6 protein-coding genes are annotated in these 13178 nt (G+C 64.1%); 4 read left to right on the top strand and 2 right to left on the bottom strand.

The window, feature by feature from the left end; translation table 11 throughout:
- Positions 1-165 precede the first annotated feature (165 nt).
- Complete coding sequence (locus tag QUS11_01695; GenBank protein ID MDM7992004.1) at positions 166-1257, bottom strand: LptF/LptG family permease; 1092 nt, start codon at positions 1255-1257, stop codon at positions 166-168.
- On the bottom strand, positions 1257-2627 hold the full coding sequence (locus QUS11_01690; GenBank protein MDM7992003.1) for an LptF/LptG family permease: 1371 nt from the start codon (positions 2625-2627) through the stop codon (positions 1257-1259). Before QUS11_01690 ends, QUS11_01695 begins: the two co-directional genes overlap by 1 nt.
- Positions 2628-2721: 94 nt before the next feature.
- On the opposite strand from QUS11_01690, the gene QUS11_01685 reads away from it, so the two are divergent.
- The 4 genes from QUS11_01685 (at position 2722) to QUS11_01670 (ending at position 13170) form a co-directional block, all read left to right on the top strand.
- Positions 2722-8316 (top strand): hypothetical protein, encoded by a 5595-nt coding sequence (locus tag QUS11_01685; GenBank protein ID MDM7992002.1) that lies wholly within the window; start codon positions 2722-2724, stop codon positions 8314-8316.
- 170 nt (positions 8317-8486) lie between these two features.
- Positions 8487-10229 carry a type IV-A pilus assembly ATPase PilB gene (gene pilB, locus QUS11_01680; GenBank protein ID MDM7992001.1) on the top strand — a complete coding sequence of 581 codons (1743 nt, stop codon included), beginning with the start codon at positions 8487-8489 and terminating at the stop codon, positions 10227-10229.
- Between the two features lie 44 nt (positions 10230-10273).
- On the top strand, positions 10274-12103 hold the full coding sequence (locus QUS11_01675; protein ID MDM7992000.1) for an ATPase, T2SS/T4P/T4SS family: 1830 nt from the start codon (positions 10274-10276) through the stop codon (positions 12101-12103).
- Positions 12100-13170: a type IV pilus twitching motility protein PilT gene (locus tag QUS11_01670; GenBank protein ID MDM7991999.1), complete on the top strand. Its 1071-nt coding sequence runs from the start codon at positions 12100-12102 to the stop codon at positions 13168-13170. Before QUS11_01675 ends, QUS11_01670 begins: the two co-directional genes overlap by 4 nt.
- Positions 13171-13178 lie beyond the last annotated feature (8 nt).

Genomic DNA, 13178 nt, shown 5'->3' with positions numbered 1-13178 from the left:
TGCTCATAACATCCATTACAGCATGAATTAGCGTTTTAGAAACCAGACATGATATATCTCGCTTTGGCAAAACGCGAGATATAAGCATCTTGTTGCACCGCATTATTATACCGTCGCATCTGAAGGATCTGAAACCAGGGATCGACCGGGAGGAATCGACCGGGGCTAGCTGGTCTGGGGGCGGAAGAGGAGGAACAGGCCGACTGCTATGAAGAACACGTCGGCGAGGCTGGCGGCCAGGATGGGTTCCAGGGCTCCCTTGTGGCCCAGGGTCTGGCCGAACCTCACCAGCGAGAAGAACACGAAGGCCAGCAGGATCGCCAGGCCGAACCCCGCCGTCTTTCCGCTGCGGGGATTCCTCGTGGCGAGCGGTGCCCCCACCATGACCATTATCAGGTTCGACAGGGGGAAGAAGAGCTTCAGCCAGAGCTCGACGCGGTCGCCCCTGGTGTCGCCCCCCGCCGACTCGACGCGCCTGATGTACTCGAGCAGCTCGAGGAAGCTCATCTCCTGGGGGGCCTTGGGCCTCGACATGAAGTCCCCGGGCGTCTCCGGGAGCCCCTCGATGATCAGGTTCCCGGCCTGCTCCACCACGACCTCGCCGCCCGGTCCGAAATCCCTCCTCGTGGCGTCGGATGCCCGCCAGACCCCGCCTTCGTACCGCATCCGCCCGGCATCCAGTCTGGAGACGACCCTGGAACTGTCGTCGAGATCGAGGATCGTCACGTCGGTCATGGTGGCCGTGCTTCCGTCGAAGTAGCCGATCTCCATGAACAGCCCGCCGAGCGTGTGGTAGGAGAACATGCTCCTGCGGGTGAAGTCCACGGGATCCCTCCTGTCGATCTCCACCCTCTTCACGACCGACTGCCTGTACTGCCCCTCGGAGACGATGGAGTCGCCCAGGAACATCACCAGCAGCGAAGCCGCGAAACCCGTGACGATCATGGGCAGGAAGGTGCGCGGCACGCTTATGCCGGCGCAGGTCATGGCCGTCAGTTCGCTCCTCCTGGCCAGCGAATGCACGAGGAACAGCGACGAGAGGAGTATCGCCACCGGCATCACCAGCGTGACGATGTAGGGGAGGCCGTAGAAGTAATACCTCGCGAAGGTGGGCAGGCCCACGTCCTTGTCCACCCACCTGCTGAAGTGCTCGAATGCGTCGACGCATATGAAGATCACGACGAAGGCGCCCACGGTGGACGCTATCATCCCCGCGAACCTCGATCCGACGTACATGTCGAGCTTCCTGACCAGCATCACTCCTCCCGCATCAGGCCGAGCCTGCGGGCGAGGGGCTTCAGGTCGGGGATGGGCACCGGGTTGCCCTCGTTGATGCTCCGGATCGTCAGATAGACACCGAGCGCACCCATGAGGATGTCGGCCGACCACATGGCGAGCCATGCCGGCAGCAGGCCCCTGTCGGCGAGCTGTTCGCCTCCGAGCAGGAAGAGATAGTAGACGAGTATGAACAGGAGGCTCACTCCGAGAGCGATGCCGGCGTTGCCCTGCCTGGTGGACAACCCCAGCGGTACGCCGAGCAGGACGAAGATGATGCAGGCCACAGGAATGGAATACTTCTTGTGGATCTCGACCCCCAGCTTGTTCATGGTGCGCACGGCCGAGGCCGATCTGTCGTCGAGTATCCTGAGCTGGGATGCCCGCATCATGATATTGTTGCGGGACACGTTGTACCAAGCCCGCGGCTCGAGCGCGCCCCCGCCATCTTCCGTGGAGTCCCCCGCCAGATCGGCGAAGGGCGGCTCGCCCGAAACCAGCGCGAGGAGCGGAGCCCTGCCCAGGATCCTCATGGAGTCCCTCAGCATGGCGCTCTCGGTCGACAGCGAATCGATGGCGTAGCGCATCATCAGCGCCGACATCTCCCTGTCGCCGCGGTTCTCCCGCTCCCTCCGCACCAGTTCCTCCGAGCGGTCGAGCTCGATGGTGTAGTTCTCGAAGTCGAGTATGCGGTAGTCGCCATCGTCGAGCTCGTGCATCTGGCCGTCCCACAGCACTATCCGCATGCGGTTGGCGGACATGGGCTCCATGCGGCCGTGCATGGCCGTGATGATCCGGGAGGGCGCGTCCGACGGGACCTGCTCGATGTATATGCCCCCGAGTTCGCCGGTCAGGTCGTCTTTCGAGTCGACGAAGATCGTGAAGCCCTCTATGTCGTCGACGTACATCCCGGGCAGGATCCGGGCCGACGGCTTCAGTGTGCCGATGTCGAGCAGCAGGTTGCGCGCCAGGTGGTTCGCGTCCGGCAGCACGCTGTTCCCGAAGTACACCAGGGCGCCGGCCATGAGGGCAGCCACGACGAGCACGGGCCACATCGTGGTCATGATGCCTACTCCCGACGCCTTCATCGCCGTGATCTCCAGGTCGCCGGCCATCCTGCCGAAGGCCATGAGCACCGCGGCGAGCACGGCCATGGGCACCACCACGGCGATCATCGAGGGCAGCAGGAGGACGAAGACCTCCAGCACCGTCCGCATGGGCACGCCCTTGGTGACGATCATGTCCAGCAGGTCGAGCAGCTTGTCGAGGAGCATCACGAAGGTGAACACGGCCACCGACAGGATGAACGGCGGCGTGAACTCCGCGACGGCGTAAGCTTGCAGCTTCTTCATGGTGCCTCCATGATACGCTCTCGAAACCCCGTGGACAACGTCCTCCTCAATCCCGGCGGCATTCGTGGAACAGGCTGCCGGCGTTGGAGTATCTGTGCTTGTGAAACGCATCGGCCGGATCCTCGTGTGCGGCATCGCCCTGCTCTCGCTCCCCCGCGAGGCGGCCGGGGCCTCCATCTCCGCACCGTCCCTCTTCCCGGTCGATCCGTACTCGGTCTACGCCGACACCCTGCCCAGGCTCTACACCATCCAGGGTGTCTCGATCCGGTTCTACCCCTCGGTCTCGAACGGGCTCATGTCCTGGCGCGCATACATCGGTTCGACTCCCTGCACCAGGATGTCGTCCGGCCGGATCACGTCCGTTCTCGACAGGTCGGTGCTGGGGTCGACAAGGCTAACCCTGCGCGATTCCTTCCGCGAATCCAGCGTACTCGGCTCGCGGGAGGAGGGTTCCCTCCTGCCGACCATCTATCTGCCCATCGACATGCCGCCCATACTCGCCCGAACCATCGGAGAGGGCGGCCAGCTCGACATCTCGGGCCATCAGAAGATCACGCTGTCGGGGATCACCCACTACAGGCCCAATGCCGTCGAGGTCGAGGGGGAGAGCCGCTCGCTCTTCCCCGACCTGAGGATGGAGCAGGAGCTGGCCGTCCAGCTCAACGGCACCATCGGCGAGAAGATCCACGTCGAGGTCGACCACAACTCCGAGCGCGAATACGAGCCCGAGAACAGGATCCGCCTGGCTTACGAGGGCTGGGAGGACGAGATCATCCAGTCGATCGAGATGGGCGACGTCAGCCTCTCGATCACCGGACCGGAGTTCGTCTCCTACAGCATCCCGCACGAGGGCCTCTTCGGGGCGAAGGTCGTCTCGCAGGTCGGCCCCGTGGACATCACCACCATCGCCAGCAAGGAGGCGAGCTCCACGGAGTCCGCCGAGTTCGTGGGCCAGGCCCAGATGGTCACCGACTCGATCCTCGACATCCATCCCGCCGAGAACGTGTTCTATCTGACCTTCCCCGACTCGGCCTACCAGCCCGTCATCACTAGCATCACCGTCTTCAGGGACGACCTCGACGGCACCAACAACGACGAGACCGGCGCCCTGGAGGGCACCTGGTTCCTCCCCGACTCCTCCGGATCGGGCTGGTGGGACCAGCTCAACCCCGGGCCCGACGAGGACTACGTCCTTGTAGACGGCGGCACCGCGCTGATGTTCAACTCGCCCGTGAACGAGAACCACATGCTCGCGGTCTGCATGGTCGCCGACGGCGTGACCTACGGCAGCATGGCGCCGGGCGAGCTCGATCTGAAGCTGATCAAGGAGAGCAACCCGCTGCCCAGCTACGCAACGTGGCATTACGAGCTCAGGAACAGGTACTTCCTGGGTTCCAACAACATAGTGCCCGAGAGCTTCGACTGCTCGATCTGCCTGACCGAACCCGGCCAGGACCCGGTCTCGACCCAGAACGGGGTGCCCTTCATCGAGCTGCTGGGCCTCGACACCAACGGCGACGGAAGCCTGATCGACGAGGACAACGCCGTCGACTGGGACAACGGATACCTCGTGTTCCCTGACTACAGGCCCTTCGAGAGCGATTCGCTCGAAGTGGAGAACCCCCTCGTCTATTCCGAGAGGAACCCCGAACCAGCCGACAGCAGGTACTTCATCGCGGTCGAGTACAGGGCGGCCTCCACGACGTTCTCGCTCGGCAGGATGGGCATCGTCTCGGGCAGCGAGGTCGTCACCCTCACCGTCGACGGCATCGCCCAGCCGCTAACCCGCGACGTCGACTACACGATCGTCTACGAGGTGGGCATCCTGACGCTCATGGGCGAGTACGCCGAACTCGCGCAGAATCCCGACAACGTGCTCACCGTGAGGTTCGAGTACCTCCCCTTCATGGCCGTCCAGCAGAAGACCCTCTTCGGCACCAGGGCCGTCTACGGGATCGACGACGGCACATGGATCGGAGCCACGGCGATGTTCGAGAACTCCTCGACACCCGACGACCGGCCCAGGGTGGGCGAGGAGCCGACGCGCACCCTCGTAACCGACCTGGACGCGAGGTTCGAGGCCCAGCCGGTGTTCCTGACCGATGCGGTCAACCTGCTGCCGGGCATCAGCACCGACGCCGGGAGCAGGTTCGTCATCTCGGGCGAGGTTGCCGCCAGCTTCCCCGACGCCAATACCAGGAACAAGGCCTACATCGACGACATGGAGGGCACCGAATCCTCCCTGCCCCTGAGCACCTCCAGACCCGACTGGCACTTCTCCAGCGCCCCCGGCGGCTTCTCCCCGCTCATCAACCCGCCGGGCGGGCTCTCGTGGTACAACTTCGAGAGAATCGACCAGCCCACGCTGGGCGAGATAATGGAGAACCCCCCCGAGGCCCAGGAGGGCGAGAGGGTCAGCACCGTGATGGAGATGACCTTCACGCCGGCTGCGGACAACCCCGCGTCATGGGGCGGCGTGATGAGATGTCTCGATCCCTACGGGCTCGACTTCTCCTCCAAGACCCACGTCAGGCTGTACGTCAGGGCGACGGGGTCGGCGCAGAACGCGAACCTCTACCTCGACCTGGGCGAGAGGATCGACGAGGACTCGTACTGGCTCGAGAGGAGCGGGGACGTCCTCGAGCTTCGCTCCAACGGAGAGCTGGACACCGAGGACGCCAACGGCGACGGGATCCTGAACATCACGACCGGTTCGAGCGAGGATACCGGCCTCGACGGACTCATGGACGACGAGGAGTTCCCGCCGGCAGGGGGAGACCCCAACCGCGACAACTACAATACAAACGGATACGCCGGGAGAAACGGAACCCAGGGGAACACGAAGCTCGACACCGAGGACCTGAACAGGAACGGCATGCTCGACAGGACCAGCTCGTTCTTCAGGATCACCATCCCGCTCGACGATCCCGACTACTTCATCTCGGGGCCGAACGAGAACGGATGGGTCCTGATCGAGGTGCCGCTCTCGGATTCCACCCTTGTTACTGTCCCTCAGGCCTCCGGGTCGGAACCCACCTGGGAGAAGATCTGCTATGCGCGGCTCTGGATGGACGGATTCACACAGCAGGACACGATCGACGTATACGAGTTCGAGATAGTCGGGAACCGCTGGGAGCCCTGCGCCGTGGTCCCGTTCGACAGCATCGGAGTCCCCGCGATGCCCGGCGAGGAACTGGTCGTCTCCACCGTCAACAACCAGGACAACCAGGAGTACCACGACGACCCGCCCCCCGGAGTCAGCCCCGGGCGCGACGACAACGGCGACATCAAGCTGGAGCAGTCGATCGCGATCGAGGTGGCCGGCATCCTGCCGGGGCACGAGGCCATGGCGACCCAGTACTACTACTCTTCCGAGGACTACACCTCCTACCGGACGGTGAGATACCCGGTCCACGGCGACCTCGCGGCCGCCGGCGAGTTCTTCTTCAGGCTGGGCAGGGACACCCTGAACTACTACGAGGTCAGCACGCAGCTCCAGCCGGGCTGGCAGGAGGTCCAGGTCGACCTGGACGACCTGACGGCGGTGAGGGAGCTCAAGCAGCAGCGGGGGCTCCCCTACCTGAGGCTGGGCGACATCGCGGTGAGGGGCAACCCCAGCCTCTCCGACGTGATGGTCCTGAGTGCCGGCATCAGGAACGACACCGGCCTCGTCCTCTCCACGGAGGCCTGGATGGACGACATCGTCCTCCTCGGGCCCTACAGCGAGCCCGATCTGGCCAGGAGGCTGAGCACGACCGTCGAGATGGCCGACCTGGTGCGTCTCACCGGTGACTACAGGCGCATGGGAGCCGACTTCCACGGCCTGGGCGCATCCAGCGGTCAGGGGAGCACCACGACCCGCTATGCCTCCGATGTCACCCTCTACGCCGAGAAGTTCACCCCGAGAACCTGGTATCTCTCCATGCCTGCAACCTTCGCCATCAGCAGGCAGATCTCGGAACCCCGGTTCGAGTCGAGCTCCGACAGGAGGCTCGAGGGCGAAGAGGCCTGGGAGAACCGCACCCAGACCGACGAGTGGGACACGGGCCTGACGCTGCGGCGCAACAGGTCGGGGTCCACGGGGCTCTCGCGGTACATCCTCGACCCATGGCAGTTCAGCCATTCCTATGGCGTCTCGAACGGCAGGTCACCGACCTACATGGATTCGCTCCAGTCGGCCCGCGGCGAGGTGCAGTACGACCTTCCGCTTCCGCAGATGCGCCTCTTCAGCCTCCCCGTGGCGGAGTTCTTCAGCCCGTGGCCCACGAGGATCGCATGGGACGTGGTGAGGCAGAACTCGTGGGATACGAGGTGGGAGCTGGGCGACGAGGACACGGTCCAGACACGGAACACCAGGGCCAGGACCCTCGGGACGAGCTTCTCGCTCTCCTTCGGGTTCTGGAAGGGGCAGAGCTCCTCCTTCTCCCTGGGCGTCGGCAGGGACCTCCTGTATCCGTGGGAGGGCGACCTCTCGATGAACACGGGCAGGGAGACGAACCGCAACCAGAGCCTGAGCCTCTCCCAGGATTTCGACTTCTTCCGCCTCGTCATACCCAGGCTGAGCTACGACGCGGTGTACAACTCGAGCAGGCTCGCGCCCCATACCGCCTCCGGGAGCGACTCGCTGGGGAGCCCCGACGTCGCCGTCTCCGCGACGAGGCGGCTGAACCTCCGCCTCGGCCTCGTCCAGGCCCTTAGATCCCTGGCCAGGCTGCGGGACGAGCGTTTCGACGAGCAGGCAGCCCCGGGGAGCCCGCGCTGGATCCTCTCGAAGCTCGACAGGTGGGCGGGGAACGTGACGGATCCGACGATCGTGTTCTCGAGAACGGTGGGGACCGAGTACAACGAGCTCGGCTACTATCCGGGATACTCCTACAGGTTCGGCCTCGAGCCTCTGCTCGACGGGATCGATCCATACGACAGGACGACCAGCGACAACCTGCAGGTCTCGAGCGGGGTGCGCTTCTTCACGACGATGGCGTTCCGGTCGGAATACTCGCGCACGGACACCCGCCACTACTACTCCGGCTACTGGAACAGGCAGATCTCGAAGACCTGGCCATCCGTGTCCCTGTCGTGGACGGGTCTCGAGCGCTTCAGGCCCCTGGCCGGCCTGCTGCGCTCGGGCAGCCTCAGCACGGGCTACAGGTTCGAGACCAGCGAGAGCGGGCGCTTCGAGGAGGACGAGTACATACCGACGAGCAGGACAGAGTCGGTCAGGTGGGCGCCGCTGTTCAGCGTCACGGGCACGCTGAAGAACGAGGTCCAGGTCACGTTCTCGAACAACCTCACCACCACCTCGACCCGCAACTTCACGGGCACCAACGCGCGCACCAGGAGCAACAGCAACAGCTTCCAGCTCAACGTGCAGTACGCCTTCAGCGCCCCCGGCGGCATCGCCATCCCGCTGCCGCTCCTCGACCGCCTGAGGGTCAGCTTCCAGAGCGATCTCACGACCGCCCTGAAGATCACGAGGTCGAGGACGTCCTCCTTCATAGAGATCCCCGGCTACGAGGACCAGACGCAGAGCGACAGGGTGGAATGGAGGATCGAGCCTTCGGCGAACTACGACTTCGGCACCGTGACCGCTGGGATGACCGCCATCTACGGCTGGAAGACGGACAGGGTCAACTCGGTCTACGACCAGAAGGACGTCGGCCTGGACGTCTGGGTGACGATCAACTTCTAGCCGCAGCCCTCCCGTTCATTGACAGAGCCCCTCCAGACAGCGAAAATTCATGGAACGAGACCGTTGTTGCCGGCGGTGCAGGGGTAGCCCGTCCGCGGCGCGCACGTTTCGGTCATGCGCTCGCCGCAGCATCCACAGAGAGGGGCTGGACCAGCTTGAAACTCGGCCAGATGCTTCTCGAAGCCGGTCTGATCACCCGCGATCAGCTCGAGCAGGCACTCAAGCAGCAGCGTGCCGAGGGCGGCCGGCTGGGCTTCAACCTCGTCAAGATAAAGGCCATCGCCGAGAGCGACCTGAACGAGAACCTCGCGAAACAGCACAGGGTCGAGAGCGTCAACCTCGACGACGTCGATGTCGACAACGCCATCATCAAGCTCGTCCCCCCGGAGGTCGCCAGGCGGTACGAGGTGGTGCCCATCCGCAAGGACGGCAAGGTCCTCGTCGTCGCCATGACCGATCCCGACAACCTCTTCGCCATAGACGACCTCAGATTCTCCATCGGGCTCGAGATAGAGCCCCATATCTGCGCATCCAGCATGATCATCAGGGCCATAAGGCGCTTCTACCCCGAGACCGAGGCCCTCGTGTCGCTGGATCAGAAGTCGATCGTCGAGAAGAAGGACGATCCCGGCGACGCGATCGCGTCCGAGAACATCCTCGTCGGCGACGAGGTCTTCGAGTCGATGGTCATGGACGAGGACGACGGGACGACGGTCGAGGAGGAGGACATCTCCAGCCTCGTGGCCGATTCGCCCGTGGTCAAGCTCGTCAACAGCATCATCGCCGACGCGGTCAAGCGGGGCGCGAGCGACATCCACTTCGAGCCCTTCGAGAAGTACATCAGGATCAGGTTCAGGATCGACGGCGTGCTCCACGAGGTTATGCGCCCCAGCCGCAAGTACCGGTCCGCCATAGTCAGCAGGCTCAAGATCCTGGGCGGGATGAACATCGCCGAGAGGCACCTCCCGCAGGACGGCCGGCAGAAGATCCGCGTGGGCGACCGCTTCGTCGACATGCGTCTCGCCACCCTGCCCACCCTTTTCGGCGAGAAGGTCGAGGTCCGCCTGCTCGACCGCAGCAAGGTCATACTCGACCTCGAGAAGCTCGGCATGGAGGACGAGAGCCTGAAGGAGCTGCGCCGCGCCATCAAGCGCCCGTACGGTATCGTGCTTGTCACCGGGCCCACGGGCTGCGGCAAGACCACCACGCTCTACTCCGCTCTCACCGAGCTGAACGACATAGGCGTCAACATCATGACCGCCGAGAACCCGGTCGAGTTCAACCTGAAGGGCATCAACCAGGTCCAGATGAACGAGGAGATCGGCCTCACGTTCGCATCCGCGCTCAGGGCCTATCTGAGGCAGGACCCCGACATCATCATGGTCGGCGAGATAAGGGACCAGGAAACCTCGCAGATCGCAATCAGGGCGGCGCTGACCGGCCACCTCGTGCTCTCCACCACGCATACCAACGACGCGCCCAGCACGATCAACAGGCTGATCGACATGGGCACCGAGCCGTTCATGCTCAGCACCTCGCTCATCGCCATCTGCTCCCAGAGGCTGATCCGGAGGATCTGCCCCAAGTGCAAGGCGCAGGTCCACGTGCCCGACGAGGCCCTGGTGGAGGCCGGCATCGACCCCGCCCGGTTCGCGAACTTCACCTTCCACGAGGGCACCGGGTGCGACTTCTGCAACAACACCGGGTACAGGGGCCGGGAGGGGATCTTCGAGGTGATGCCCGTCACCGAGGAGATCAGGCAGCTCATCGAGAGCGACGCCAACAGCATCCAGATAGAGAAGGCCGCCCTCGCCGCCGGCATGGTCAACCTGCGCGAGGCCGCCCTGAGGAAGCTCGAGCGCGGCATGACCACGTTCGAGGAAGTCATAAGGGGTACGGTCGGTGGCGAATAGCGGGCCTGACGAAGGCCGCACCGGCGCTCCGGGCTGGACGAGCCTTGCTTAGCCGCCTGGGGATGATGCTGGTCGAGGCCGGCATCGTCACCTCGGACGAGGTCGAGGCGGTCATAGCCGAATTCGGGCCCGGGGAGACCGACCTGGCCGAGAGCCTCGTGGCGCTCGGCAAGGTGCCCGAGGAGATAGTCACCGAGTTCCTGGCCGAGATCTACAGCGTCGAGCCGATCTATCTCAACGAGACCCCGCTCGATCCCTCGCTCGCCAAGGTCATCCCCGAGGAGACCGCCCGGAAGTTCATCATCATCCCGATCGCCGACGAGGGGAACTACGTCCACGTCGCCATGGCCAACCCCGGCAACCTCTTCGCGGTCGACGAGGTCAAGTTCGCCGTGGGCCGCGAGATACTGGTCTTCGCCTCCGCTCCGTCGGCCGTCAGGCGTTGCCTCGACGAGCTCTACGGCAAGGTGGACGACCTGGTCACCGTGGAGGAGAAGCTCGAGACCTACGACGAGAAGGAAAGCGAACTCGAGACCGTCGAGAGCCTGGAGGTCGTCGACGAGGACGAGGAGGCCCTGACGGAGGACGATTCGGCCATGGGAGACGCCCCCGTGGTCAAGTTCGTCGAGCAGGTCATCAGCCGCGCCGTCAAGATAGAGGCCAGCGACATACACATCGAGCCGTACGAGAAGTACCTCAGGATCAGGTACCGGAGGGACGGCACCTGCTTCGAGGTCCGCAGGCTGCCCAAGGACATCCAGCCGTCCATCCTCAGTCGTCTCAAGATCATGGCGAGGATGGACATAGCCGAGAAGAGGAAGACCCAGGACGGCAGGATAAAGGCCAAGGTCGACAACCGCTGGATCGACTTCCGGGTGAACGCCGTCCCTACCGTCAACGGTGAGAAGATCGTGCTCCGAATCCTCGACAGGGGGAACCTCGAGTTCGACCTGAGGCAGCTCGGCTTCCCGGAGGACGCCCTGGGCGACTTCCTCAGGGGCGTCAACTCGCCGTACGGCATCGTGCTCGTCACGGGGCCCACGGGCAGCGGCAAGACCACGACCCTGTACTCCGCCCTGAGCACGCTCAACACGCCCAGGGTCAACATCATCACCGCCGAGGACCCGGTCGAGTACAACATCGACGGCATCCTGCAGACCCAGATCGACTTCGCGATGGGATACGACTTCGCGTCGGCCCTGCGTGCCATCCTCAGGCAGGATCCGAACATCATCATGGTCGGCGAGATAAGGGACCTCGAAACCGCCTCGATCGCCATCAAGGCGGCGCTCACGGGGCACCTCGTCTTCTCCACCATCCACACGAACGACGCCCCAAGCACCATCAACAGGCTCGTGGACATCGGGATCAAGCCGTTCCTCGTGGCGTCCGCGGTCAGGACCATCATGGCCCAGCGCCTCCTGCGGAAGGTCTGCTCCAAGTGCAGGGAGCCGCACACGCACACCCCGGAGGAGCTGATCGAGTCGGGCATCGACCCCGAGGAGCTGAGGGGCGCCAACACCTTCATCGCCAAGGGCTGCAAGGCCTGCAACGGCTCCGGGTACAAGGGCCGCACGGGCATCTACGAGGTCATGACCATCGACAAGTTCGTGAGACAGGCCGTGATAGACAAGGTGGCCACGGGAGCGCTGAGGGTGATCGGCGTGGAGAACGGCATGAGGACCCTCAGGATGGACGCCGTGGACAAGATGCGCAACGGCAATTCCACCCTCGACGAGATCAACCGCGTCACGGCGGACGACGAGACGGAGGTCAAGGAGGCCAGGAAGCGGTATCTTGCGAGGGTGGAGAGCGGGGAGATCAAGCCCAAGGTCGTTCCGGGCGCACAAGAGAAGAAAGGCCGGCTGGCATGAACATCAAGCAGCTCCTGAAGGAGATGATGGAGAGGCGGGCCACGGACCTCCACATCACGGTGGGCGCACCTCCGGTCATCAGGGTGGATGGCGACCTCCTGCGCATGGAGTACGACCCGCTCACCCCGCAGGACACGCAGGATCTTGTCTACAGCCTCCTCCGCGACGAACAGAAGAAGCGCTTCGAGATGGAGAAGGAGCTCGACTTCGCCTTCGGGATCAAGGGTCTGTCGAGGTTCAGGGCCAACGTCTTCAACCAGCGGGGATGCGTGGCCTGCGCCATCAGGGTGATCCCGTACGAGATCCTCGGTTTCGAGGAGCTGGGGCTGCCGCCCGTCGTGGGCACCCTGGCCGAGAAGAGGCAGGGTCTGGTGCTAGTCACCGGCCCCACGGGCTGCGGCAAGAGCACCACGCTGGCATCCATTCTCCGCAAGGTGAACGCGACGCGCCCCTGCCACATCGTCACCGTGGAGGACCCGATCGAGTACGTCCACCACCACGACAAGGGCATAGTCAACCAGAGGGAGATAGGCGAGGACACAAAGGGCTTCTCCCACGCCCTCCGCTACGTGCTCAGGCAGGACCCCGACGTGGTGCTGATAGGCGAGATGCGCGACCAGGAAACCATGCAGGTGGCGCTCAACATCTCCGAAACGGGCCACCTGACTCTCGCAACGCTGCACACCAACTCCACCTACGAGTCGATCAACAGGATCATCGACACCTTCCCGCCCCAGAGCCAGGAGCAGGTCAGGAGCCAGCTCTCGTTCGTCATGCTCGGCGTGATGACCCAGCAGCTCGTGCCGCGCATGAGGGGTACGGGGAGGTCGCTCGCGGCCGAGGTCCTGGTCTGCACGCCCGCGGTCCGCTCGGCGATCCGCGAGGACAAGCTCCACCAGATCTACGGCATGATGCAGGCCGGGCAGAAGTTCGGGATGCAGACCATGAACCAGGCTCTGTACAAGCTCTACGCCAAGAGGGATATCTCGAAGGAGGTGGCCCTGGAGCGGTCGCCGGACCCGGTGGAGCTGGAACAGATGATGATAACGGGTCGCGAGGTCCTATAGATGACGGG

It is taken from the genome of Candidatus Fermentibacter sp. (genome assembly GCA_030373045.1).
In the GTDB taxonomy this organism is placed as follows: domain Bacteria; phylum Fermentibacterota; class Fermentibacteria; order Fermentibacterales; family Fermentibacteraceae; genus Fermentibacter.
The sequence above is the reverse complement of the archived record's forward strand: the minus strand, read 5'-3'. Positions and strand labels throughout refer to the sequence as shown.

What these genes read in the sequence shown, in the direction of transcription:
- pilB (MDM7992001.1), top strand. Translation starts at nt 8,487, where the DNA reads ATGCTTCTCGAAGCCGGTCTGATCACCCGCGATCAGCTCGAGCAGGCA.
- QUS11_01695 (MDM7992004.1), bottom strand. Translation starts at nt 1,257, where the DNA reads ATGCTGGTCAGGAAGCTCGACATGTACGTCGGATCGAGGTTCGCGGGG.
- QUS11_01690 (MDM7992003.1), bottom strand. Translation starts at nt 2,627, where the DNA reads ATGAAGAAGCTGCAAGCTTACGCCGTCGCGGAGTTCACGCCGCCGTTC.
- QUS11_01670 (MDM7991999.1), top strand. Translation starts at nt 12,100, where the DNA reads ATGAACATCAAGCAGCTCCTGAAGGAGATGATGGAGAGGCGGGCCACG.